24 protein-coding genes and 1 pseudogene are annotated in these 21,993 nt (G+C 65.9%); 15 read left to right on the top strand and 10 right to left on the bottom strand.

The features are described 5' to 3' along the window. Position 1: 1 nt before the first annotated feature. The 3 genes and pseudogenes from ACRCUN_RS00785 to ACRCUN_RS00775 all read right to left on the bottom strand — a co-directional run bounded on the left by ACRCUN_RS00785 (position 2) and on the right by ACRCUN_RS00775 (position 2,597). Entirely contained in the window at positions 2–616 is a 615-nt protein-coding gene (locus ACRCUN_RS00785; RefSeq protein ID WP_462139753.1) for a pyridoxamine 5'-phosphate oxidase family protein, read from the bottom strand. 43 nt (positions 617–659) lie between these two features. Next, a pseudogene (arsB, locus tag ACRCUN_RS00780) lies at positions 660–2,151 on the bottom strand (ACR3 family arsenite efflux transporter). Beyond that, entirely contained in the window at positions 2,148–2,597 is a 450-nt protein-coding gene (locus tag ACRCUN_RS00775; protein ID WP_462139752.1) for an ArsI/CadI family heavy metal resistance metalloenzyme, read from the bottom strand. The pseudogene arsB and the gene ACRCUN_RS00775 overlap by 4 nt, the downstream one beginning before the upstream one ends. A 98-nt stretch (positions 2,598–2,695) precedes the next feature. Between ACRCUN_RS00775 and ACRCUN_RS00770 the strand changes: the two genes are divergently transcribed. Further along, positions 2,696–3,055, top strand: coding sequence for an Rv2640c family ArsR-like transcriptional regulator (locus tag ACRCUN_RS00770; protein WP_462139751.1), 360 nt, complete (start codon positions 2,696–2,698; stop codon positions 3,053–3,055). Here ACRCUN_RS00770 and menE read toward each other — a convergent pair. Together menE and ACRCUN_RS00760 are read right to left on the bottom strand one after the other, a co-directional pair. Next, the gene (gene menE / locus ACRCUN_RS00765; RefSeq protein WP_462140102.1) at positions 3,052–4,143 is read right to left on the bottom strand and encodes an o-succinylbenzoate--CoA ligase; all 1,092 of its coding nucleotides are present in this window, start codon (positions 4,141–4,143) and stop codon (positions 3,052–3,054) included. The genes ACRCUN_RS00770 and menE overlap by 4 nt on opposite strands. Before the next feature lie 35 nt (positions 4,144–4,178). Then, positions 4,179–4,499 (bottom strand): DUF3349 domain-containing protein, encoded by a 321-nt coding sequence (locus tag ACRCUN_RS00760; RefSeq protein WP_462139750.1) that lies wholly within the window; start codon positions 4,497–4,499, stop codon positions 4,179–4,181. 279 nt (positions 4,500–4,778) lie between these two features. Here ACRCUN_RS00760 and ACRCUN_RS00755 point away from each other — a divergent pair, with 279 nt between their 5' ends. From ACRCUN_RS00755 to ACRCUN_RS00725, 7 genes are all read left to right on the top strand, one after another. After that, positions 4,779–6,020: an inorganic phosphate transporter gene (locus tag ACRCUN_RS00755; protein WP_085147482.1), complete on the top strand. Its 1,242-nt coding sequence runs from the start codon at positions 4,779–4,781 to the stop codon at positions 6,018–6,020. 24 nt (positions 6,021–6,044) lie between these two features. Beyond that, on the top strand, positions 6,045–6,329 hold the full coding sequence (locus tag ACRCUN_RS00750) for a hypothetical protein (RefSeq protein WP_462139749.1): 285 nt from the start codon (positions 6,045–6,047) through the stop codon (positions 6,327–6,329). 9 nt (positions 6,330–6,338) lie between these two features. Continuing rightward, on the top strand, positions 6,339–6,641 hold the full coding sequence (locus tag ACRCUN_RS00745; RefSeq protein ID WP_462139748.1) for a DUF3349 domain-containing protein: 303 nt from the start codon (positions 6,339–6,341) through the stop codon (positions 6,639–6,641). 260 nt (positions 6,642–6,901) lie between these two features. Then, positions 6,902–7,330 carry an MmpS family transport accessory protein gene (locus ACRCUN_RS00740; RefSeq protein WP_462139747.1) on the top strand — a complete coding sequence of 143 codons (429 nt, stop codon included), beginning with the start codon at positions 6,902–6,904 and terminating at the stop codon, positions 7,328–7,330. Beyond that, positions 7,327–10,218 carry an MMPL/RND family transporter gene (locus ACRCUN_RS00735; RefSeq protein WP_462139746.1) on the top strand — a complete coding sequence of 964 codons (2,892 nt, stop codon included), beginning with the start codon at positions 7,327–7,329 and terminating at the stop codon, positions 10,216–10,218. Before ACRCUN_RS00740 ends, ACRCUN_RS00735 begins: the two co-directional genes overlap by 4 nt. Before the next feature lie 14 nt (positions 10,219–10,232). After that, entirely contained in the window at positions 10,233–10,580 is a 348-nt protein-coding gene (locus tag ACRCUN_RS00730) for a DUF732 domain-containing protein (protein ID WP_462140101.1), read from the top strand. 15 nt (positions 10,581–10,595) lie between these two features. Then, positions 10,596–11,048 (top strand): DUF5078 domain-containing protein, encoded by a 453-nt coding sequence (locus tag ACRCUN_RS00725; RefSeq protein ID WP_462139745.1) that lies wholly within the window; start codon positions 10,596–10,598, stop codon positions 11,046–11,048. A gap of 3 nt (positions 11,049–11,051) precedes the next feature. Here the strand turns inward: ACRCUN_RS00725 and ACRCUN_RS00720 are convergent, their stop codons facing one another. Genes ACRCUN_RS00720 through ACRCUN_RS00710 form a run of 3 tightly spaced genes read right to left on the bottom strand, consistent with a single transcriptional unit; the run spans position 11,052 to position 13,453 of the window. Continuing rightward, the gene (locus tag ACRCUN_RS00720) at positions 11,052–11,624 is read right to left on the bottom strand and encodes a TetR/AcrR family transcriptional regulator (protein WP_462139744.1); all 573 of its coding nucleotides are present in this window, start codon (positions 11,622–11,624) and stop codon (positions 11,052–11,054) included. Positions 11,625–11,637: 13 nt separating this feature from the next. Beyond that, entirely contained in the window at positions 11,638–12,021 is a 384-nt protein-coding gene (locus tag ACRCUN_RS00715; RefSeq protein WP_462139743.1) for a VOC family protein, read from the bottom strand. Between the two features lie 49 nt (positions 12,022–12,070). Continuing rightward, on the bottom strand, positions 12,071–13,453 hold the full coding sequence (locus tag ACRCUN_RS00710; protein ID WP_462139742.1) for a PucR family transcriptional regulator: 1,383 nt from the start codon (positions 13,451–13,453) through the stop codon (positions 12,071–12,073). 164 nt (positions 13,454–13,617) lie between these two features. Between ACRCUN_RS00710 and ACRCUN_RS00705 the strand changes: the two genes are divergently transcribed. Genes ACRCUN_RS00705 through ACRCUN_RS00685 form a run of 5 tightly spaced genes read left to right on the top strand, consistent with a single transcriptional unit; the run spans position 13,618 to position 18,358 of the window. Next, entirely contained in the window at positions 13,618–15,084 is a 1,467-nt protein-coding gene (locus ACRCUN_RS00705) for an amino acid permease (protein ID WP_462139741.1), read from the top strand. Continuing rightward, positions 15,081–15,779 carry an SDR family NAD(P)-dependent oxidoreductase gene (locus ACRCUN_RS00700; RefSeq protein WP_462139740.1) on the top strand — a complete coding sequence of 233 codons (699 nt, stop codon included), beginning with the start codon at positions 15,081–15,083 and terminating at the stop codon, positions 15,777–15,779. Before ACRCUN_RS00705 ends, ACRCUN_RS00700 begins: the two co-directional genes overlap by 4 nt. Next, positions 15,776–16,537 (top strand): SDR family NAD(P)-dependent oxidoreductase, encoded by a 762-nt coding sequence (locus ACRCUN_RS00695; protein WP_462139739.1) that lies wholly within the window; start codon positions 15,776–15,778, stop codon positions 16,535–16,537. Before ACRCUN_RS00700 ends, ACRCUN_RS00695 begins: the two co-directional genes overlap by 4 nt. After that, complete coding sequence (gene speB / locus ACRCUN_RS00690) at positions 16,534–17,523, top strand: agmatinase (protein ID WP_462139738.1); 990 nt, start codon at positions 16,534–16,536, stop codon at positions 17,521–17,523. Before ACRCUN_RS00695 ends, speB begins: the two co-directional genes overlap by 4 nt. Beyond that, complete coding sequence (locus ACRCUN_RS00685) at positions 17,516–18,358, top strand: polysaccharide deacetylase family protein (RefSeq protein WP_462140100.1); 843 nt, start codon at positions 17,516–17,518, stop codon at positions 18,356–18,358. Before speB ends, ACRCUN_RS00685 begins: the two co-directional genes overlap by 8 nt. Here ACRCUN_RS00685 and ACRCUN_RS00680 read toward each other — a convergent pair. Then, positions 18,355–19,224, bottom strand: a complete 870-nt coding sequence (locus ACRCUN_RS00680) for an SDR family oxidoreductase (RefSeq protein ID WP_462139737.1) — start codon at positions 19,222–19,224, stop codon at positions 18,355–18,357. The genes ACRCUN_RS00685 and ACRCUN_RS00680 overlap by 4 nt on opposite strands. Before the next feature lie 76 nt (positions 19,225–19,300). Between ACRCUN_RS00680 and ACRCUN_RS00675 the strand changes: the two genes are divergently transcribed. Continuing rightward, positions 19,301–19,795, top strand: coding sequence for a pyridoxamine 5'-phosphate oxidase family protein (locus tag ACRCUN_RS00675; protein WP_462139736.1), 495 nt, complete (start codon positions 19,301–19,303; stop codon positions 19,793–19,795). Between the two features lie 225 nt (positions 19,796–20,020). Next, a complete protein-coding gene (locus ACRCUN_RS00670) occupies positions 20,021–20,995 on the top strand; it encodes a TerC/Alx family metal homeostasis membrane protein (protein WP_462139735.1) in 975 nt (324 codons plus the stop codon). A 49-nt stretch (positions 20,996–21,044) separates the two neighbouring features. Here the strand turns inward: ACRCUN_RS00670 and ACRCUN_RS00665 are convergent, their stop codons facing one another. Continuing rightward, positions 21,045–21,959 (bottom strand): 1,4-dihydroxy-2-naphthoyl-CoA synthase, encoded by a 915-nt coding sequence (locus ACRCUN_RS00665; RefSeq protein WP_462139734.1) that lies wholly within the window; start codon positions 21,957–21,959, stop codon positions 21,045–21,047. Between the last annotated feature and the right edge of the window lie 34 nt (positions 21,960–21,993).

The following is a 21,993-nucleotide window of genomic DNA, read 5'->3' as shown; positions in this document are numbered from 1 at the left end:
TTCAGTACAGCATTTTCCGCAAGCTGTCCTCGGTGTAGTAGGCGTCCAGTTCGGCCTGGCTCAGGTCGGGCTTGAAAGCCTTGGCGAGTTGTGCGACCGAGGGGACGGCCGTTGGATTCCAGGTTTCGGGTTTCCAGGTGTCCGACCGCAGAAAAGCCTTGGCGCAGTGCCAGAACACCTCTTCGACGGCGATCTCCAACGCCAGGATCGGCCGCTTGCCGCCGACCGCCATGGCGTCGAAATAGTCTGCATCGGAGAGGATCCGCGCGGTCCCGTTGATGCGCAGCGTGTCGCCGCGACCCGGGATGACGAACACCGTGCCGACGTGCGGACGTTGCAACACGTTGAGATAGCCGTCGACGCGCTTGTTGCCCGGCCGTTCGGGGATGGCGATCGTGGTGTCGTCGATCACCTGGGCGAAACCGGGCGGATCGCCCTTGGGGGAGACGTCGACGCGTCCGTGGTCGTCAGTGGTGGCGATGAAGCACAGCGGGGACGCCGCAAGCCAGTCCTGCTGTACCGCGGAGAGTTGCTTGGTGACCTTGTTGGCAACGTACTTGTTGGGGTGCCCGACGATGGCACGCAGCTCTTCCACGGTTTTCACTTCATGGCCCATGCCTCCATGATGCCTGTCCCCGCAGGGAAATTGTCGGCTGCGGTTACCGGCTGACCGGGATGTTCAGGTCGGCCAGTAGCCGGCGGACGCGTTTCTCGATGTCGTCGCGGATCGGCCGCACGGATTCGAGGCCCTGGCCGGCCGGATCGGGAAGTTCCCAGTTCTCGTAACGCTTGCCGGGGTAGACGGGGCAGGAGTCGCCGCAACCCATGGTGATGACGACGTCGGCGGCCTGGACGATTTCGTCGGTCCACGGCTTGGGGTACTCGCCGGTGATGTCGATGCCGACCTCGTGCATGGCGGCGATCGCGGCAGGATTGATCTCGTTGCCGGGCTCGGAGCCGCCGGACCCGGCGACCGCGTTGTCGCCGGCCAGGTGAGTGAAGAATCCGAGGGCCATCTGAGAGCGGCCGGCGTTGTGTGTGCACAGGAACAGCACGGTGGGTTTGCGGCCGTCAGTCATCCGATCTCTCCGTTCTGGGGGCGGTGCTGCGTCGCCGCAACGCCAAGGACACATAAACGAGGGCGACCAGAACCGGTACCTCGATGAGGGGGCCGACGACGCCGGCGAGCGCTTGTCCTGAGGTGGCGCCATAGGTCGCGATCGCCACCGCGATCGCGAGTTCGAAGTTGTTCCCCGCGGCTGTGAACGCCAGCGTCGTGGTGCGTTCGTACCCCAGGTCGAGCACGGTGCCGAGCAGGTAACCCCCGCCCCACATGAGCGCGAAGTAGGCGAGCAGGGGCAGCGCGATACGAGCCACGTCCCACGGGTGGCCGGTGATCTGATCTCCTTGCAGGGCAAAGAGAATCACGATGGTGAACAGCAGGCCGTAGAGCGCCCAGGGCCCGATCCGGGGCAGGAATGTGGACTCGTACCACTCGCGGCCCTTCGATTTCTCCCCGATGCGCCGCGACAGGTACCCGGCGACCAGTGGGATGCCGAGAAAGATCAGAACCGACTTGGCGATCTGCCACGGTGAGGTGTCGATGGTCGTCTGCTCGAGGCCCAGCCAGCCGGGCAGCACCGACAGGTAGAACCAGCCGAGGATCGCGAACATGGCGACCTGAAAGATCGAGTTGAGTGCGACGAGCACGGCGGCGGCTTCGCGATCCCCGCACGCCAGGTCGTTCCAGATGATGACCATTGCGATGCAGCGGGCCAAGCCGACGATGATCAGACCCGTGCGGTATTCGGGCAGGTCGGGTAGCAGCAGCCAGGCCAGTGCGAACATCAGGGCTGGGCCCAGCACCCAATTCAGCACCAGTGACGACAGCAGTAATCTGCGGTCACCGGTGACGGTGTCGAGACGGTCGTAGCGCACCTTCGCCAGCACGGGGTACATCATGATGAGCAGTCCCAGCGCGATCGGCAGCGAAATACCGTCGATCTCAATGCTTTCCAGCGCGGTGTTCAGTCCAGGGATCCAGCGGCTCAAAAGCAGGCCGATGACCATCGCCGCGCCGATCCACACGGGCAGGAAGCGGTCGAGGATGGACAGCTTGCCGACGACCGCGGCTGTGGCGGTGTCGGTCACGCCGGTACCTCGGCGGGGCCGCCGCAGCACGCCGCGCCGCCGGCTGAGTCTTCGAGCAGTGAAGGGCTCGTGCCGAAGGTGTCGGAGTCGGCGAGCACGGTGTAGACCTCCCATTTCTCGCCGGCCGGGCCCGTCACCCACACCTTGTCCTGGGTGGCGAAGCAACACGTGGTGCCGATCTCCTCGTCGGTGAACAGTCCTTCGCCGGTCAGCCGGGCGATCTCGGCGTGCACCTGCTCGCTGGATTCGACTTCGACGCCGAGGTGGTTGATCGTGCCGCCGCTGCCCGGATTCTCCAGCAGCACCAGCTTCAACGGCGGCTCGGCGACGGCGAAGTTGGCGTAGCCCGGCTTCACCTTGTTCGGGGTCGTGTTGAACAGCTTGGAGTAGAAGGCGATTGCCTCGTCGAGGTCATCGACATTGAGGGCGAGCTGAACGCGGGACATGGCGGACCTCCGGGCTGATGAGACATATATCGAATTCGGTGTCGAGCTCAGACTGCCACCTTTTTGATATATGTCAAGACAGCTGGCAGGATGGGTTCATGCCGAAAGCGCTGCCCGTGATCGACATGTCCGCCCCGGTGTGTTGCGCGCCGGTGGCGGCGGGCCCGATCAGCGATGAGGACGCCCTTCAGGTCGCGATGCGGCTGAAGGCGATCGCCGATCCGGTTCGGGTGAAGATCATGTCCTACCTGTTCAGCTCGGCCGCCGCGGAGGAGACCAGCGGCGACCTGGCGGCGGTGCTCGGCCTGAGTGAATCGACCGTCAGCCACCACCTCGGCCAGCTCCGCAAAGCCGGGCTGGTCATCTCGGATCGCCGCGGCATGAACGTGTTCCACCGGGCACGGCCCGACGCCTTGCAAGCGCTGTGCGTGGTGCTCGACCCGAATTGCTGCACTTAACCGAATTGTGCGGTGAGCGCGCGGCGGTCGATCTTGCCGATGCCCCGCCGAGGAAGCTCGTCGACGACGTGGATCTCGCGTGGTGCGGCCGTGGCGTCCAGGGTGCGTGCCACGTGGGCTCGTAGGTCTGCGAGCTCGGGAGGTTCGGTGCCGGCGGTCAACACCAGCGCGGCGACGACGCGCTGCCCCAGCCGCTCGTCGGCGACGCCGAACACCGCACATTCCGCGATCGCGGGGTGGGTGGCCAGAGCCGATTCGACAAGCTGCGGAAGGACGGTGAGACCGCCCGTGCTGATTGCGTCGTCGACGCGGCCCAGCACGCGCAACACCCCTGAATCATCCACGGCACCAAGGTCATCGGTGCGAAACCAGCCGGGTTCGGCGAATGGATCGGGGGTGACGGGGTTGCGGTAACCTTTGGCGATCGTCGCGCCGCCGAGCACGATCCTGGAATCCTCCAACCGCACGGTGACGCCCTCGAGCGGCACGCCGTCGTACACGCAGCCGCCCGCGGTCTCACTCATCCCGTAGGTGCGCACCACCGTCACCCCTGCTGTCGCGGCGCGCTCGGCCACACCGGAGGGCATCGGCCCTCCACCGATCAGCACCGCATCGAGATCGGCCAATGCCGCGCACGCCGCCGGGTCACGCAGGGCCTTGTCGAGCTGCACCGCGACCAATGAGGCGTATCGGCGCCCGGACCCCAGCGCCGCTACCGCCGAGGGCAATTCGGCGGGTTCGAATGCGGGGGAGATGGTGATGGGGCTGGTGCCGGCGACGACGCTGCGCACCAGGACCTGGAGGCCCGCCACGTGATAGGCGGGTAGCGCCAGCAGCCATCGGCCCGGCCCGCCGAGTCGCCGGTGGGTGGCTTCTGCGCTCGCGGTCAACGCCTCGCGCGTGAGCATCGCCCCCTTGGGCGCGCCCGTGGTCCCCGACGTCGACACGACCACGGCGACGTCTTCGTCGATCGGTTCGCCGGCCCGCAAAGTCGTTGTGAGAAGCTCTGTTTGGCGATCGTCGTCAGGTGGGGTCGGAAGGATCGCCGATCCGCGGCCGGCGAGCAGATCGGCGAGGACGGGCAACAGTGAGTCGCCCGTGACGGGGACCGGGCGCAGGAGGGCTATCGCGGGCCTCCGGCCTGGCTCTCGCCCTCGTCGGGGCGCGGATCGTCCAGCGGCCAGCCTTGCGCGGCCAGGCGCTGGCGCACCCGCTCGATGTCCTCGTCGCGGGGAAGCTCATCGGTGATCTCGGTGATCAGCACACCGATGTCGATGTGGTCGAACTCTCCGCGATCGATGAGGTCCTGTGCGACGGCTTTCACTTCGTCATTGGTGAGACGCCGGGTCAGCAGAGCGAGCAACGGCACCCGGTCGGGCCCGGGTACACCTTCCGGGTACCCGGCATTGAGCCAGGCCGCAATTTTGGCCAGAAATGCGTTCACTGCGAAAACTCCTGATGTGGAAGCGCACGGGGAGCGATCATTTGGATGTACCTGGATGCACCAAAGACTCACTGATCGTAATGCCCGCCGCGAGTGCGGTTCACAGCCAACTCCCAGGCTTTAGCCGTGAGGGCGCGCAACTGTGGCGAACATGCCGGGGCGGCCAAGTGAACACTGAATGAACACATCGCGGGCTCAATTGAAGGCGCAGGTTAGAGGCCTCATTTAGACAAGCTTCCGGCTAGTCAAAAACGCATCGACGGCCCCAAAATTAGCGCCATGAGCGCAGAGCTGATCATTCTGGTGTTGCTGATAGCAACAGCATTGGCCTTCGATTTCACCAACGGCTTTCACGACACCGGAAACGCGATGGCGACGTCGATCGCCACCGGTGCGCTTAAGCCCAAAACCGCCGTGATCCTGGCGGGCATCCTCAACCTCGTCGGCGCCTTCCTCTCGGTCGAGGTCGCCGTGACGGTGACCACGTCGGTCCTCAAGATCCAGGACAGCAAGACGGGGTCGCTCGTATCCGGCATCGATGCCTCCACGGGCCTGACGATCATCTTCGCCGGCCTGATCGGCGGCATCCTCTGGAATCTGCTGACCTGGCTCTTCGGCATCCCGTCCAGCTCGTCGCACGCGCTCTTCGGCGGGCTGATCGGCGCGGGCCTGGCCGCGATCGGTCTCGCCGGCGTCAACTGGTCGGGCGTCGTCCAGAAGGTGCTCATCCCGGCGGTCGCCGCGCCGTTCATCGCCTGCCTGGTGGCAGCATGCGGCACCTGGCTCGTCTACCGCATCACCCGCAATGTGCTGAAGAAGCGTCGTGAGGAAGGCTTCCGCTGGGGCCAGATCGCCACCGCCTCACTGGTCGCGCTGTCGCACGGCACCAACGACGCACAGAAGACGATGGGCGTCATCGCGCTCGCGCTCATCACCACCGGGCACCTGACCGGTGATGTGAAGGAGAACGGCCTGCCGTTCTGGATCATCGCGTCCTGTGCGTTGGCCATCGGCCTCGGCACCTACATCGGCGGTTGGCGCGTCATCCGCACCCTGGGCAAGGGCCTGGTCGAGATCGAGTCACCGCAGGGCCTCGCCGCCGAGGCATCCTCGGCCGCGATCATCCTGAGCTCCAGCGCCGCCGGTATGGCGTTGTCGACCACCCACGTCGCCACCGGGTCGATCCTCGGCAGCGGTGTCGGCAAGCCCGGCGCCGAGGTGCGCTGGGCCGTGGCCGGACGCATGGCAATGGCCTGGCTGATCACACTGCCCGCCGCCGGGCTCGTCGGTGCGCTGTCGTTCTGGCTGTCGCACGGCGTCGAGTCGATCACCGGTGCCGCGCTCGCCGGCGACGGCCTGATCTTCCTGATCCTGGTCGGACTCTCGTTCTACATGTGGTGGCGCGCCCAGCAGCAGAAGGTCGACCACAAGAACGTCAACGCCGATTGGGACGACACCACCAACTCGGTCGTGCCCGCAGATGTCCGCGAGGCCACCAAGGCCGACAAAGCCGCCGTCTAGATCACCCGACATAAGGAATCACTGATGATCTATCTGGAATCCATCCTCAAGGTTCTCGTGGTCGGGCTTATCCTCGGCGCGGGGCTGCCCGCGGTGTTCGCCCTCGGGCTCGTGGCCTACTCCAACGGGGCCGGCGGCACCCATGAGGACGGCACGGTTCAGGCGGCCAACCCGGCGCTCAAGGTGCTCGGTCTGGTGCTGTTCGCCTTCGTCGCCGCAGTCATCGTGATCGCGATCCTGTGGATCACGAAGGCCACGATCATTCACCACTTCGGATTCAACCCCGTCCCGTTCCTTCCGGGTAAGTGAGCTGACGCCATGACCGAGAGCTACATGGACAACGTGCTGACGTGGCTGCACAAGGGTTACCCCGAGGGTGTGCCGCCGAAGGATTACTTCGCCCTCCTGGCGCTGCTGAAGCGCTCGCTGTCCGAGGACGAGGTCGTGCAGGCCGCCCAGGCGATCCTGCGGTCCAACGACGGTGATACCCCGGTGACCGACGGCGAGATCCGCGACGCCGTGCACAAGATCATCGAGAAAGAACCGAATCCCGAAGAGATCCACCAGGTCGCGTCTCGGCTGGCCTCGGTCGGCTGGCCGCTGGCCACCCCCGTGCGCTGACAACACCTTTCCGTTGAATCCCGGCCCGCAAGGGCCGGGATTTTTTTGTGCCGGCACGCGGCGACGCTGATCAATCCGTGGCCGCCGACCGGTGTGCGCTGGCCGACTCGGTCGCGGCGCAGTGATCCAGTTCACCAGACGGCTAAGCATCGTCTAGCTGTGTAGTCAAGATCAGTTAGCCGCTCGGCTTGTTTCAAGTGGGCCGCTTGTATAACTTGTGCGATTGATGGCTGACGGCGGCAGTGCGGGAGGAAGCGGCGATGCAATTGCTCAAGCGGGTGTGGTTGCCCCTGGTTGCCGTGGCGGTGATCGGTGTAGCGGGGTTTGCCGTCGATCGTGTCCGCGGCGTGTTCGCATCTGATCCGCCGTTGACCACACCGGTGGAGTTCGCGAACGATCCGGAACCGTTTGATCCAAAAGTGTTGACGTACGAGATCTTTGGTCCGGAAGGGGCTGCCGTGGATGTGAACTATGTGGATCTGGAGGGCGAGCCGCAGCGAGTCGACAGCGCCATCCTGCCGTGGTCCATCACGTTGCAGACCACCGAGCCGTCGGCCGCGGCCAACATCGTGGCACAGGGTAAGACCGACTTCCTGGGGTGCCGGGTGATCGTCGACGGTGAGGTCAAGGACGAGCGCAGCGTCACCGGTACCAATGTCCAGACCTTCTGCATCGTGAAGTCCGCATGAGCGCGCACGCGGACGCGCCCACCGGGCCCATCACCACCAAGGCGCCGCACGAGAGCGCACACTTCGGACGGATCGCCCGCGTACTTCGCAAACTTTCCATTCCGATCATCCTGATCTGGGTGGCCATCGCCGCGTTCTTGAACATCGCGGTGCCGCAGCTCGAGACGGTCGGCGAGATGCGGTCGGTGTCGATGAGCCCGAAGGAGGCGCCCGCGGTCATCGCCACCGAGCGCATCGGGCAGGTGTTCGACGAATACAAGTCCAACAGCTCGGCGATGATCGTCCTTGAAGGGCAGGAGAAGCTGGGCGACGACGCCCGCCGCTACTACTCCGAGCTGATCGAGAAGCTGCGGGCCGACACCAAGCATGTCGAGCATGTGCAGGACCTCTGGAGCGATCCGCTGACCGCGTCCGGTGTGCAGAGCGGTGACGGCAAGGCCGTCTACGTCTCGGCCAACCTGGCGGGCAATCAGGGCGAGTCGCTGTCACTGGAATCCGTCGAAGCCGTCAAGCACATGGTGGAGAGCATTCCCGCGCCCGAGGGTGTCGAGGTCTTCGTCACCGGTTCCGCGGCGATGACCGCCGAGCAGACCGAGGCCAGCCACGGCAGCATGCGGATGGTGGAGGCGCTGACCTTCCTGGTCATCATCATCATGTTGCTCGTCATCTTCCGGTCGATCATGACGACAGTGCTGATCCTCTTGATGGTGGTGGTCAGTCTGTTGACGGTCCGTGGTGCGGTGGCATTCCTGGGCTACTACGACATCATCGGCCTCTCGACCTTCGCGACCGGGCTGTTGGTCACGTTGGCGATCGCCATCGCCGTCGACTACGCGATCTTCTTCGTCGGCCGTTACCAGGAGGCTCGCGGTAGCGGCGAGGATCGAGAGTCGGCCTACTACACCATGTTCGGTGGCACCGCACATGTCATCGTCGGATCCGGCCTGACCATCGCGGGCGCCACCTTCTGCCTGAGCTTCACCCGGTTGCCGTATTTCCAGACCCTCGGTGTGCCGCTTGCGATCGGCATGCTGGTGCTCATCGTCACCGCGATGACGTTCGGTCCTGCCATCGTCACCATCGCAGGCCGGTTCCTCGACCCCAAGCGCTCGATGCGCGTGCGTGGTTGGCGCTCGGTCGGTACCGCGGTGGTCCGATGGCCCGGCCCCATCCTGATCACCACCATCGCGGTCTCGCTCATCGGCCTGCTGGCGCTGCCCGGTTACAAGACCAGCTACAACGATCGTCTGTACCTGCCCGACGACATCAGTTCCAACCAGGGCTATGCGGCGGCCGAGCGGCACTTCTCGCCGTCGCGGTTGAACCCGGAGATGCTGATGATCGAAACTGACCGGGATCTACGGAATCCGGCGGACTTCCTGGTCATCGAGAAGATCGCCAAGGCCGTTTTCCAGGTCGACGGCATCGGCCGGGTGCAGACCATCACCCGACCCGACGGCACGCCGATCGAGAACACGACGATCCCGTACATGATCAGTCAGCAGGGCACCCTGCAGCGGCTGAACGAGAAGTACAACGCCGACCGCACCGCCGATATGACCAAACAGGTCGCCGACATGCAGAAGACCATCGACAACATGGATCGGATGCAGGCGATCACGGAGCAGATGGCCGACACCACCAGCCAAATGGTGGCGTCCATGGACGGCATGGTGGCCAACATCGAGGAACTGCGCGACAACATCGCCAATTTCGATGATTTCTTCCGGCCGATCCGCAACTACCTCTACTGGGAACCGCACTGCTTCAACATCCCGATGTGCTGGTCGCTGCGGTCGGTCTTCGACGTCATCGACGGCATGGACGTGATGACCACGGACATGAACGAGATGATGCCGCAGATGCATCGGCTCAACGAGTTGATGCCGCAGATGATCGCGATCATGCCGGAGATGAAGCAGACCATGGTGAGCATGCGGGAGATGATGCTGACCATGCAGCAGACCCAGCAGGGTATGCAGGAGCAGCAGCGCATCATGCAGGAAACCTCGACCGAGATGGGCAAGGCCTTCAACGAGGCGATGAACGACGACTCGTTCTATCTGCCGGCTGAAGCGTTCGAAAACCCGGATTTCGCAAAGGGTATGGAACAGTTCCTCTCCCCGGACGGGCACGCGGTGCGGTTCATCATCAACCATGAGGGTGATCCGATGTCCGCCGACGGCATCGAGCGGATCGACGCGATCAAGACTGCGGCCAAGAACGCCATCAAGGGCACGCCGTTCGAGGGTTCGACCATCTACCTCGGTGGCACCGCGGCCACGTTCAAGGACATGGCCGACGGCACGAAGTACGACCTGTTGATCGCCGGGATCGCCGCGATCTGCTTGATCTTCCTGATCATGCTGCTGCTGACCCGCGCGATCGTCGCCGCCGCGGTGATCGTCGGCACGGTGGTGCTCTCGCTGGGGGCGTCATTCGGGGTTTCGGTGCTGCTGTGGCAGCACATACTGGGCATCGAGTTGCACTGGATGGTGCTGCCGATGGCGGTGATCATCCTGTTGGCCGTCGGTGCGGACTACAACCTGCTGGTCGTCTCGCGGCTCAAAGAGGAGATACATGCCGGGCTGAACACCGGCATGATCCGGGCGATGGGCGGCAGCGGTTCGACCGTGACCGCCGCGGGCATGGTCTTCGCTTTCACGATGATGGTGATGGCGGTCAGCGACCTCACGATCATGGGCCAGGTCGGTACGACGATCGGTCTGGGTCTGCTGTTCGACACCCTGGTGATCCGCTCGTTCATGACGCCGTCGATCGCCGCGCTGCTCGGCAGATGGTTCTGGTGGCCACAGCGGGTGCGGTCCCGGCCGAAACCGCAACCGTGGCCCCGGATTCAGCGTCACCCACAGGAGTCTCTGGTCTGATGCCGATCTCCTGGATGAAGCGCGGAGCAATCGCGGCGGCGGCGGTGATTGCCGTCGCGGCGGGACCGATGGGCGCTGCAACGCCGGTGGCACACGCCGATCCCGATCAGGAGTTCGCCGAGCAGTTGCACGTCCACGGGATTTACGGGCAGAAGGACTACAACGCCTGGATCGCCAAGATCATGTGCAAGCGGCTGCGCAACGGCCTTGACGCGGATGCGTTCGCGTCGGCGAAGTTCGTGCACGCCCAGCTCGACAAGGACACCACCACGGACCAGGCCTGGCAGTTCGTCGGAGGCGCGATACCGACCTACTGCCCGGAACAGGCGCCCGCGCTGAAGCGCGCCGCCGAACAACGCTGAGGAGAGCCAAACCCCATGCTTCGCAAGAAATCCATCGGTACCTGTTTGGCTGCGGCCGCTGCCTCCACGACACTGGCGTTCACACCGGGCGTCGCGGCCGCCGATGCCACCGACGAGTACCCGATCCCGAGCAACATGCTCAGGACCACCTGCACCGTCGACCAGTACATGGCCGCGGTACGGGACACCAATCCGGTGTACTACGAGCGCTACATGATCGACTACAAGAACAAGCCTGTCGCCGATCAGCAGGGCGCCCGCGATCGCATCTACTGGTTCTTCTCCCTGGACTACGCGGGCCGCCGCCAGTACTCGGAGAACACGGCCACCAACGCCTTCTACGAGCAGATGTCCTGGCGCTGGCCGAACTGGGCGAAGCTGTTCTTCAACAACAAGGGCGTCGTCGCGCACGGCACCAAGAACTGCGCGACCTACCCGGCCGCCGATCCGACCGTCTGGACCTGGTAACGCTCACTCGAAATACGAAGTGGTGCGCAACAATTGCTGTGCCACCTCCAGCAGCGGCCTGAGCAGGTCTTCGTCGCTGACGTCCCGGAGTCTCTTGTCGGTCACGGCGGCATAGATGCCGTTGGTGACCATGGAGATGACGACTCTGCCCGCAGGCCCGTGTGCCCCACCGAGCAGCAGGTCGGTGAAGCGCTGGGTCGTCTCGGCGAGGTCCTCGCGTGACTGGATCAAGCTCTCCAGCGCCGGGTCGCCGGTGAGCACCGCAGCCAGCCTGCGGTGCCGCACGCTCAGCTCGATGAGGCCGGTGATGCTGATCTCCCGGCGGGTGGCCCGGTCGGGGACGGCGTCGGCGATCGCCACCACGCGCGCGAGGTCGTCGAACATCGGCTGCGCCGCGGCCGCCACGATGTCTTCCTTGGAATGGAATTGGTAGTAGACCGACGCTTTACCGACGCCGATGCTGTCGGCGATCATCTGCAGCGTGGTGCCGCTGACACCGTGCTCCCCGAACAGTGTCAGCGCGGCCTCCAGTACCCGTGCGCGCGCGGTGCCACGGCCCAGTACCGATTTCGCCACGACGGTCTCCCCGTCAGTCCCTGACGTCGCGGCGCAGCGGATGAGTAGGGGGCACCTGGACGAATATCAGCGTGACGCCGTCGGGGTCGATCACGTGCATCTCGTGCAAACCCCACGGTTCGTGCGCCGCAGCCCGCGCGATCGGCACGCCGCGGCTCTCGAGTTCGGCCTGCGTGGCATACACGTCACGCACCTGCAGCCACAACGCCCCCGGGAACGAGCCGGATTCGGTCGGGCTGTGGTGGCCGGCGATCTCGATGAGCGATTGCCCGGCGTAAAACACCGTGCCCGCACCGTATTCGCGGGCGATGGCCAGCCCGATACCGTCGCGGTAGAACTCCAGCGATCTCGGGTAATCGACCGGCCGGATCAGCATCCGGCTGGCCAGGATCTCCATAGCTGACTGTCTACCATCGCGCACTGCCCTGGCGGGGCCGCGACACGGATCAGTCCTGGCGGCCCGGCATCCGGCGCGCCCGGTCACTGGCCCGCAGTCCGATGGCGAATGCGGCCTGATCGTCGAAATTGAGCGGGTTGCGTCCGGTGATCTCGTGAATGCGCGACAACCGGTGCCGCACGGTGTTGGTATGCAGGAAAAGTTCACGGGCCGTGTCGATCAGCGAGCCGTTGGTGGCCAGGAAGACCCGCAAGGTACGGACGTGCTGGGTCCCGCGATCGTGATCGATCTGGTCCAGCGGATCGATGAGCTGATGCTTGAACGGGGCGAGCCGATTGAGCGGCAGCCCTTCGAGCAGGCTGTCGAACGTGCTCAGCTGATCCGGTCCGATGCTGCCCCCGTGTTGCTGGGCGAGGTCGAGCGCGATGCGGGCCTGCGTGATGGCCGAGCCGAGTTCGGCCAGCGGCGCGGCCGCCGAATGCCCGGACGGCAGCGACAGTTCGGCCGCGACCGCGGTCAGCTCATCGGTTTCGTCGGTCAGCACCAGGCAGACTTCCGGTGCATCGCCGACGAGCGTGGTGGGAAACGCCATCGAGAGCAGGGCGCCCGCGCCTGCGGGCCAGGCCGAGCACGCGACCTCGCGCGCCGCGAGGCCCGGCCACTCCAGTAGCTGGTTGAGCGCGCCCGGCAGCAGCATGCGTCGTTCGACCAGTGACAGCAACTGGCCGACACGTTCGCGAGCCAGGGCCGATTCGATGTCACGTTCGCCCTGTGCGGCCTGCGCGAACCGCGCGATGACCTCAAGCAGCGCCGTTTCCGGCGGATCGCCGCTGCCCACCCACACCAACGTGCCGAGGCCCTCGACCGGCACCGCGGTAGCCCCGGCCTCGGGCTCACCATCGGGTTCGAGCAGGAAGTAGCAGCCGAGCAACTGACCGGCCCGATCCAGTAGCTGACGCACCGATTCACGCCGACGCTGCGACGAAAGTAGTTCGGGAACAAGGGTATTGGTCGCCCTCGCGACGGCGATCTCGCCGCCGACCTGGAAATCGGCGACATACCGGCTCACGGTCGCGAACGGCACGTTCGGCGGGGCGATGAGCAGTGGCAGATGCCCGCGGGCACACGCGGCGATCAGCGCGTCGGGAACCGTGTCGTGCACGTCGCCGACGCCGAAACACAGCCCGCCCACGTCAGCCCGCCCCAGTGCCTCCACGAACGCCTGGCAGTCCTGTGGTGTCTGCAGACTGATGCCCACCGTGCACACCAACTCGCCGCCGCGCAGGTATCGCGTCGGATCGCGCAACTCGGTGGTGTGCGCCCAGCTGACCGGCCGCCCGAGGTCACCGGTGCCGGTCTCAGGGGCCAGCAATCCCAGATTCGATTCGAGCAGATCACGCAGCGTCGGCGCGACGTCGCTGCGGTCCGACATGGACCGAGCGTAACGCCGCCGTCACGCGTGCGCCGCGGTCCGTTGTTCGATCCTCCAATGGCGGGGTTCGGCGATGGTGTGTTCGCAGCGTCTTCGCTCCAAACGCTTGGCGGTCGCGCGGTGCCGGCGTGATAGTTCCTCCAACCGAATCAAGGGAGCACCCGATGTCCTCACCCGACGGCTCGCAGGTTCTGCGCCGCGAATTCTCGCTCTGGTCGGCGTTCGCGTTCGCGTTTGCGTTCATCTCGCCGATCGTCGCGCTCTACGCGATCTTCGGCCTCGCACTGGCCGCCGCGGGCCCCAGCTTCTGGTGGGGCTTTGCCCTCGTGTTCGCCGGTCAATTGTTGGTGGCCCTGGTATTCGCGATGCTGGTGTCGCGCTGGCCGCTCGAGGGCTCCATCTATCAGTGGTCGCGGCGGCTGCTCGGCACGTCCTACGGGTGGTTCGCCGGCTGGACCTACATGTGGACGTTGGTGATCGCGATGGCCACCGTCGCACTCGGCGCCGCGGGCTTCGTCGCCAACATCGCCGGCGTCGAGTCACCGTCGGGCGGCTTGCGGGCCGTCATCGCGCTCGTGATCCTCATCGGCGGGACGGCCATCAACCTCGTCGGGCGCGGTGCGCTCAAGGCGTTCATGACCGCGAGCATCGTCGCCGAGGTCATCGGTTCGATCGGCCTGGGCACCTGGCTTCTGCTGTTCCACCGGCAGAACTCGCTGTCGGTGTTGTTCGACGGCGGCGGACCCGATATCGACCTGTGGGCGTACCTGGGCGGGCCGTTCCTGATCGCGGTGGCGTTCATCGGGTTCTCGTTCGTGGGTTTCGAAAGCGCGGGGGCGATCGCCGAGGAAGTCCATGAACCGCGTCGCGATCTTCCCAAGGCCGTGCTGTTCTCGCTGACGTTCATCGCGGTCGTGGTGGCGTATTCGAGCCTGGCAATCATCCTTGCCATCCCCGATCTCGATGCGGTCGTCGCCGGTTCGATTGCCGACCCGGTGTACGAAACCCTCACTGCCGCACTGGGACACGGCATCGCCAAGCCCGTCGAGGTGTTGTTCGTGATCGGGTTCCTCGCGAGCTTCCTGGCGCTGCAGACGTCGGCTTCGCGAGTGATCTGGGCGTACGCGCGGGACGGCGCGCTGCCTGCCTCGGCTGCGTTGGCCCGGCTGCGCGGCAAGGCCCGCATCCCCGTCGTCGCCATCCTCGTCACCACCGTCATCGGCGGTGCGCTCTTCCTGCTCAGCATCGTCGCGGGCGACATCTACTCGCTCATGGTCAACTTCACGTCCGGTGGCTTCTACCTGGCCTTCCTGTTTCCGCTGATCGGTTTCGTCGTGGTCGCGCTGCGCCGCGGCTGGACCGACGGGAGCTTCTCGCTCGGGCGTGCGACGATCCCCGTCGCCGTGGTGGCAGCGGTGTGGGCGGTTCTGCAGATGCTCAACATCTCCTGGCCGCGTGCGGTTTACGAGCAGCGGTATCTGGACTGGTCGGTGTGGATCGCCGTGGCGGTGCTGTTCGTCTTCGGCCTGGCGATCCTGCTGACCGTGCGGCACCGCATCGTCAGTGCGGCCGTGATCGACGACATCGAAGCGGCCGACGAACACGCTGACATCACGGTGGCCGGTCGATGACGACGGCACCGGTAGCGGTCGTCACGGGCGGCGCCAGCGGTATCGGCGCCGCTGTGGTCGGCGCGCTGCAGCGTCGTGGCTACCTGGTCGGCGCACTCGACCTCAGTGGCGGGGCGGCCGCAGAACACGTTGTGCGGGTGGATGTTTCGGATGGCACCGCGGTGGCCGGCGCGGTGGCAGAGATTCGCCGCGAACTCGGACCGGTCTCGGCGCTGGTGACCTCGGCGGGCCATTACGAGATGACGCCGGTTTCGGAGATCACCGCACCGGCTTGGCACCGCATGCTGCGCGTTCACGTCGGCGGGCTGTTCAACACGGCCAGGGCTTGTCTGCCCGACATGCTCGAACGGCGATCAGGCGCGGTGGTCGCGGTGGCGAGCGAACTCGCGGTCGGCGGCGGCGATCAGGACTCGCACTACGCCGCCGCCAAAGGCGCGATCATCGGGCTGGTCCGCAGCCTGGCCGCCGAGGTCGCCGACCGCGGAGTGCGCGTGAACGCCGTCGCGCCCGGGCCGACCGACACACCCCTGCTGGCCGCCGATTCACCTTGGCGCGCTGAAGATTATCTCGCGACCCTGCCGCTGCGCCGGCTGACGTCGCCGGCCGAGGTCGCGCGTTGTGTCGAGTATTTGGTGTGTGATGCCACGTTCTCGGTCGGCGACGTCGTCAACGTGAACTCGGGAGCGGTGATATGACCTCACTTCACGGCCGCGTCGCCCTGGTGACCGGCGCGGCGCAGGGCATGGGTGCCGCACATGCCCGCCGCCTGGCCGCTGCGGGAGCGACGGTGGCGGTCAACGACATTCACGGCTCCGCAGAGCTCGACGCACTTGCCGCCGAGATCGGCGGCCTGACCGCGATCGGCGACGTGTCCGACCCGGACGCGTGCGCGCGCATCGTCGACGGCGTGGCCGCGACGGCAGGCCGCCTCGACATTCTCGTCGCCAATCACGCCTACATGACCATGGCTCCGCTGCTCGAGCATGACGAGCGGGACTGGTGGCGCGTCATCGACACGAATCTCGGCGGCACGTTCCAGTTGATCCAGGCCGTCCTGCCTCACATGCGAGGGCTGGGGCAGGGGCGCATCGTGGTGATCGCGAGCGAATGGGGCGTCACCGGCTGGCCGGAGGCCACCGCATATGCGGCGTCGAAAGCCGGGTTGATCGCGTTGGTCAAGACGTTGGGACGCGAGCTCGCCCAGGAACGGATCATCGTCAACGCGGTCGCGCCGGGCGTCACCGATACACCGCAGCTTCAGGTCGACGCCGATGCCGCGGGGGTCGGCCTCGCGGCCGTGCAGCAGCAGTACGCGAAGTCGATCCCATTGGGCCGCATCGGTTCTCCTGACGAGATCGCGGCGGCCGTGGAGTTGCTGGCCGATTTCGACGTGGAAGCCGTTGTCGGCCAGGTCATCTCTTGCAACGGCGGATCGACCCGGGCGCGGGTATGACGAAAGGGGAGCAGGTGGAAAGCCAGCCGTATGCGCGGTCGGCGACGGGCAATGTCGGACAGGTCGATGCGCAAGCGGTTCCGCGGTACGCGGGGATCGCGACGTTCGCGCGGCTGCCGCAGCGCCATGAGGTCGAGCACTACGACATCGCGGTCGTGGGGGTGCCGTTCGACAGCGGCGTCACCTACCGCCCGGGTGCCCGGTTCGGCCCCGCCGCGATCCGGCAGGCGTCGCGTCTGCTCAAGCCGTACCACCCGGCGCTCGACGTCAGTCCGTTCGCCTCGGCCCAGGTTGTCGATGCCGGTGACATTGCCGCGAATCCGTTCGACATCGGTGTGGCGGTCGACGAGGTGCGGGAAGGCATCGCCGGGCTGGTGACCACGCCGAAGAAGCGAGTCGTGGCCCTCGGCGGTGACCACACCATCGCGCTGCCCGCGTTGCAGGCCATGCACCGGGTGCACGGCCCGGTCGCGCTCGTGCATTTCGACGCCCATCTCGACACCTGGGGCCCCTACTTCGGGGCGCCGTGCACGCACGGAACTCCGTTTCGCCTTGCCGCAGAGAAGGGTCTGCTCGTCAAAGACCACTCCGCGCACATCGGGATTCGCGGGTCCCTCTACGACCGGGCCGATCTGCTCGACGACGAGTCGCTCGGGTTCACCATCGTGCACTGCCGCGATATCGACCGCATCGGCGTCGACGGGGTCATCGACCGCATCCGGCAGCGCGTCGGTGAGCATCCGGTGTACGTGTCCATCGACATCGACGTGCTCGACCCGGCGTTCGCGCCGGGAACCGGAACGCCGGAGATCGGCGGCATGACGAGCCGCGAGTTGGTCGCGGTGCTGCGCGCCATGCGCAGTCTGCAGATCGTCGGCGCTGACGTCGTTGAAGTGGCGCCGGCCTACGACAATGCCGAAACCACGGCGGTCGCCGCCGCCAACCTGGCCTACGAGCTGATCACCCTGATGGCCGATGATGCCTGAATTCACCTGGCCCAACGGTAAAGCGGCGGCCGCCGCGTTCACCTTCGACGTGGACGCCGAGTCGGCGGTGTTGTGGGGCAACGACGCCGTCGCGGCGCGCATGAGCGTGATGTCGCATCAGGCCTACGGACCGCTCGTGGGTGTACCACGCATTCTCGATCTGCTTGAACGCCACCAGATCCCCGCGACGTTCTTCGTGCCGGGTCACACCGCGCACCGCTATCCCGATGCGGTGCGCAGCATCGTCGCCGCCGGACACGAGGTCGCTCACCACGGCTATCTGCACGAACCGCCCGCGCAGCTGACGCTCGACGAAGAGGTCGAGGCGCTCGACCGCGGTCTGGAGGCGCTGGCCGGAGTCGCCGGTGTGGTACCGACGGGATACCGCGCACCGATGTGGGAATTATCCTGGCAAACCCCGTCTTTGCTCGCCGAGCGGGGGTTTCTCTACGACTCGAGCCTCATGGATGCCGACCACCCGTATGAGCTCGCGGTGGGTGATGGTTCGCTCGTCGAGATCCCGATCCAATGGGCCCTCGATGATTGGGAGCAGTACTGCTACCTGCCCGACATATCCGGCAGCGGCCTGATCGAGAGCCCGCGCAAGGCGCGCGAGCTCTGGCAGCTCGAGTTCGACGCGCTGCGCCACCGCGGTGCGTGCTGGGTGCTGACCAATCACCCGTTCCTATCTGGAAGAGCTTCGCGCGCAGCTGAACTCGACGGCTTGATGCGCCACGTGCTCGATCACACCGACGTGTGGACGACCAATCTCGGTGCGATCGCCGAACACGTCCGGTCGTTGGGACTGCCGCCCCGCACCATCACCCAACCCTAGACCGGCTGGACCCGTTGACGTTTCATCACCGCGTCGACGAGGCCCGGTGCCACCGTGTTGAGCGCCTTGGCGGTCACCGCCATGCGCGGCGCGATCTGCACGGGCCGGGTGCGGGCCGCGGTCACCATCCAGTCGGCGGCTTCTTCGGCCGACAACCCGGGTAACCCGTCGTAGGCGCGGGTGGGTGCGATCATCGGTGTCTTCACCAGCGGGTAGTAGAGCGTCGTGGAGTGCACACCCACCGCGGCCCACTCGGTCTCGATGACCCGGCTGACCGCCGACAGGGCGGCCTTGGACGCGTTGTACACCGCGAACAGCGGTGACGATTCGTTCATCACGCCCCAGGTCGAGACGTTGATGATGTGGCCGTCCCTGCGCTCGCGCATGCCGGGCGCCAATCCACGGATGAGCCGCAGCGGTGAGTAGTAGTTGAGCGTCATGGTGCGCTCGACGTCGTGCCAGCGCTCCAGCGACTCGGCCAGTGGGCGCCGGATCGAGCGGCCGGCGTTGTTGATGAGTATGTCGACGCCGCCGAGGTCGGCTTCTACCTTCGCGACCAGGCCGTCGACGGCGTCCATATCCGCCAGGTCGACGGCGTGAGCGCGGGCGTCCCCGCCCTTGGCGGTGATCCGCTCGACGAGCGCGTCGAGCAGTTCCTGACGGCGCGCGACGGCGATCACGGTGGCGCCGCGGGCCGCGAACTTCTCGGCTGCGGCCTCACCGATGCCCGACGACGCACCCGTCAGCAGGATGCGCTTACCGGCGATGTCGATGTCGTCGCGGCCCTGCAGACGTTCGGTCAAGGGCGGCCGCATGCTGGTCAGCAGCAGCTGGTCGGACAGCATGCGCAGCGGGTTCTTGCTCATGCGGCGAGTTTAGGTGGCCGGTATTTTTGTCTGTTCGCAGTGATGAGTTCGCCGAATTTGGGCAGTCTGTACCGGTATGACGATCACCGGCACTCTCGACCAGCGATTCAGTGAAGCGACCCAGCCCACCGAGTGGCAGGCCGCTGCCGACGCGCTCACCACAGCGGGTCTGTATTGGCTGACCACCGTCCGCGCCGACGGCAGGCCACACGTGACACCCTTGGTCGGCGTCTGGGTCGATGACAGCTTCGTGTTCTGCACCGGGCCCGCCGAGCAGAAGGCGCGCAACCTGCAGGCGGGCACAGCCGTCGTCGTCACGACCGGCGCCAACACGTGGAACGCCGGGCTCGACGTGGTCGTCGAGGGTGCGGCCTCTCGGGTCACTGGACGCGACGAGTTGACTGCGCTTGCCGACACCTACCGCGCCAAATACGGCGACGACTGGGATTTCGACTGTGACGACGAGGTTTTCGACCCCGAGGGCGAGGCGGCCATCGTGTATCGGGTGGCGCCTGTCAAAGTGCTCGCATTCGCGAAATCACCGCACGGTCAGACGCGGTTCCGCCTCTGAAGTTGCTGGGACATTCCTGGCAGATTCCTGGGAAGCGCTGTGGGGCAAGGGTTTCACGTCTGAACCCGCTATAGTTCGACGAGTTCGTGGAGGGGAGTATTCCTCGCGCGGCGCCGTCGTCATCACGGAAGGCCCCATGGCCGACCCGGCGGCGCCGGTCCCGGCCCATGGCCGAGGGCGGAAGAGACCTCCGGACCGCTGCTTCATGCTGTCCGGAGGTTGATCGTGGTTTCTGTTGTCTCGCCGCTGGTTTGGGTTGTCACCGTCGCGGTGTTGCTCGCCATCATTGTCCTGGATCTGACCGTGATCGCGCGGCGACAACAGACCGTCACCACCAAGGACGCGGTGCGCTGGGTGCTGGTCTACATCGCGCTCGCGGCCCTGTTCGCGGCCGGCCTGTTCATATTCCTGCCTGGGCAGGCGGGCCAGGAGTTCATCGCCGGCTACATCACCGAATACAGCCTGAGCGTGGACAACCTGTTCGTGTTCATGATCATCATGGCCCGCTTCGCGGTACCGGCACTGGCGCAGGACAAGGTGCTCTACATCGGGATCGTGCTGTCGCTGGTGATGCGGGCCGTGTTCATATTCGCCGGCGCCGCGGCCATCGCGGCCGCGAGCTGGGTGTTCTACATCCTCGGCGGGTTTCTGGTCTACACCGCGATCCAGTTGGCCATGGAGGACTCCGACGACGAGCCGGACTTCCACAACAACGCCGCCGTGCGGTTCCTTGGCCGAGTCCTGCCCATCAGCGACGACTACGACGGCCGGAAGCTGATCACCCGGGCCCGCGGCAGGCGCATGCTCACCCCGCTGGTTATCGTCATCGCGGCGATCGGCATGGCCAACGTGGTGTTCGCACTGGACTCGATCCCGGCGATCTTCGGCTTGACCAGCGACGCTTACATCATCTTCACCGCAAACGCGCTGGCCCTCATGGGGCTGCGCCAGCTCTATTTCCTGATCGGCGGCCTGCTCGACAAGGTGGTGTACCTCAGCAAGGGCCTGGCAGTGATCCTTGGCTTCATCGGTCTCAAACTCATCATCGAGGCTCTGCACGGTTCGCGCCTCGACGAGTTCGGGTCATTTCACCTGCCCGAGATCGGCACCGTGACGTCGCTGCTGTTCATCGTCGCCACGTTGACGGTCACAACGGTCATCAGCCTCCTCAAAACCCGCCGCGCGGCCGAGGCCCAGTGATTTGTGCACGTTTACCGGCGGTCAGCGCCGGTAAACGTGCACAAATCACTCAGAAGTAGCGCGGGAAGCCGCTCCAGTCGGGGTCGCGCTTCTCGAGGAACGCGTCGCGGCCCTCCACGGCCTCGTCGGTCATGTACGCCAAACGCGTTGCCTCACCAGCGAATACCTGCTGGCCCACGAGCCCGTCGTCGATCAGGTTGAACGAGAACTTCAACATCCGAATAGCCTGCGGCGACTTGCCGTTGATCTCGGCGGCCCACTGCAGGCCGGCCTTCTCGAGGTCGGCATGGTCGACGACCTCGTTGACCGCGCCCATCTGGTGCATCGTCTCGGCGTCGTAGGCGCGGCCAAGGAAAAAGATCTCGCGCGCGAACTTCTGACCGGTCTGGCGTGCGAGGTAGGCGCTGCCGAAGCCGCCGTCGAAACTGCCGACATCGGCGTCGGTCTGCTTGAACCGGGCATGCTCGCGGCTGGCCAGGGTCAGGTCACATGTCACGTGCAGGCTGTGCCCGCCCCCGGCGGCCCACCCGTTGACCAGGCAGATCACCACTTTGGGCATGAACCGGATGAGGCGCTGCACCTCCAGGATGTGTAGTCGGCCCGCGCGCGCCGGATCGACCGTCTCGGCGGTTTCCCCTGCCGCGTACTGGTAGCCCGTGCGGCCGCGGATACGCTGATCGCCGCCCGAGCAGAACGCCCAGCCGCCGTCCTTGGGCGAAGGTCCGTTGCCGGTCAGCAGGACCACGCCGACATCGGGGGACATGCGGGCGTGGTCGAGGACCCGGTACAGCTCGTCGACCGTGTGTGGGCGAAAAGCGTTGCGTACCTCGGGCCGGTCGAAGGCCACGCGCACCGTCGGCTTTTTCGCGCCGTCGGCGATGTGGCGGTGGTAGGTGATGTCAGTCAGATCGTCGAAGCCGGGTACTGGCTCCCAAACCGTGGGGTCGAACGGGTTGCTGCTCACCTGCTCGACTGTAGAGCGGCGACGGAACGGAGTT

The sequence above is a fragment of the Mycobacterium venezuelense genome (assembly GCF_054919535.1).
Note: the sequence above shows the minus strand (reverse complement) of the source record. Positions and strands in the feature narration are given on the sequence as shown.

What these genes read in the sequence shown, in the direction of transcription:
- ACRCUN_RS00785 (WP_462139753.1), bottom strand. Translation starts at nt 616, where the DNA reads ATGGGCCATGAAGTGAAAACCGTGGAAGAGCTGCGTGCCATCGTCGGG.
- ACRCUN_RS00775 (WP_462139752.1), bottom strand. Translation starts at nt 2,597, where the DNA reads ATGTCCCGCGTTCAGCTCGCCCTCAATGTCGATGACCTCGACGAGGCA.
- ACRCUN_RS00770 (WP_462139751.1), top strand. Translation starts at nt 2,696, where the DNA reads ATGCCGAAAGCGCTGCCCGTGATCGACATGTCCGCCCCGGTGTGTTGC.
- ACRCUN_RS00755 (WP_085147482.1), top strand. Translation starts at nt 4,779, where the DNA reads ATGAGCGCAGAGCTGATCATTCTGGTGTTGCTGATAGCAACAGCATTG.
- ACRCUN_RS00750 (WP_462139749.1), top strand. Translation starts at nt 6,045, where the DNA reads ATGATCTATCTGGAATCCATCCTCAAGGTTCTCGTGGTCGGGCTTATC.
- ACRCUN_RS00745 (WP_462139748.1), top strand. Translation starts at nt 6,339, where the DNA reads ATGACCGAGAGCTACATGGACAACGTGCTGACGTGGCTGCACAAGGGT.
- ACRCUN_RS00740 (WP_462139747.1), top strand. Translation starts at nt 6,902, where the DNA reads ATGCAATTGCTCAAGCGGGTGTGGTTGCCCCTGGTTGCCGTGGCGGTG.
- ACRCUN_RS00735 (WP_462139746.1), top strand. Translation starts at nt 7,327, where the DNA reads ATGAGCGCGCACGCGGACGCGCCCACCGGGCCCATCACCACCAAGGCG.
- ACRCUN_RS00730 (WP_462140101.1), top strand. Translation starts at nt 10,233, where the DNA reads ATGAAGCGCGGAGCAATCGCGGCGGCGGCGGTGATTGCCGTCGCGGCG.
- ACRCUN_RS00725 (WP_462139745.1), top strand. Translation starts at nt 10,596, where the DNA reads ATGCTTCGCAAGAAATCCATCGGTACCTGTTTGGCTGCGGCCGCTGCC.
- ACRCUN_RS00715 (WP_462139743.1), bottom strand. Translation starts at nt 12,021, where the DNA reads ATGGAGATCCTGGCCAGCCGGATGCTGATCCGGCCGGTCGATTACCCG.
- ACRCUN_RS00710 (WP_462139742.1), bottom strand. Translation starts at nt 13,453, where the DNA reads ATGTCGGACCGCAGCGACGTCGCGCCGACGCTGCGTGATCTGCTCGAA.
- ACRCUN_RS00705 (WP_462139741.1), top strand. Translation starts at nt 13,618, where the DNA reads ATGTCCTCACCCGACGGCTCGCAGGTTCTGCGCCGCGAATTCTCGCTC.
- ACRCUN_RS00700 (WP_462139740.1), top strand. Translation starts at nt 15,081, where the DNA reads ATGACGACGGCACCGGTAGCGGTCGTCACGGGCGGCGCCAGCGGTATC.
- ACRCUN_RS00695 (WP_462139739.1), top strand. Translation starts at nt 15,776, where the DNA reads ATGACCTCACTTCACGGCCGCGTCGCCCTGGTGACCGGCGCGGCGCAG.
- speB (WP_462139738.1), top strand. Translation starts at nt 16,534, where the DNA reads ATGACGAAAGGGGAGCAGGTGGAAAGCCAGCCGTATGCGCGGTCGGCG.
- ACRCUN_RS00685 (WP_462140100.1), top strand. Translation starts at nt 17,516, where the DNA reads ATGCCTGAATTCACCTGGCCCAACGGTAAAGCGGCGGCCGCCGCGTTC.
- ACRCUN_RS00680 (WP_462139737.1), bottom strand. Translation starts at nt 19,224, where the DNA reads ATGAGCAAGAACCCGCTGCGCATGCTGTCCGACCAGCTGCTGCTGACC.
- ACRCUN_RS00675 (WP_462139736.1), top strand. Translation starts at nt 19,301, where the DNA reads ATGACGATCACCGGCACTCTCGACCAGCGATTCAGTGAAGCGACCCAG.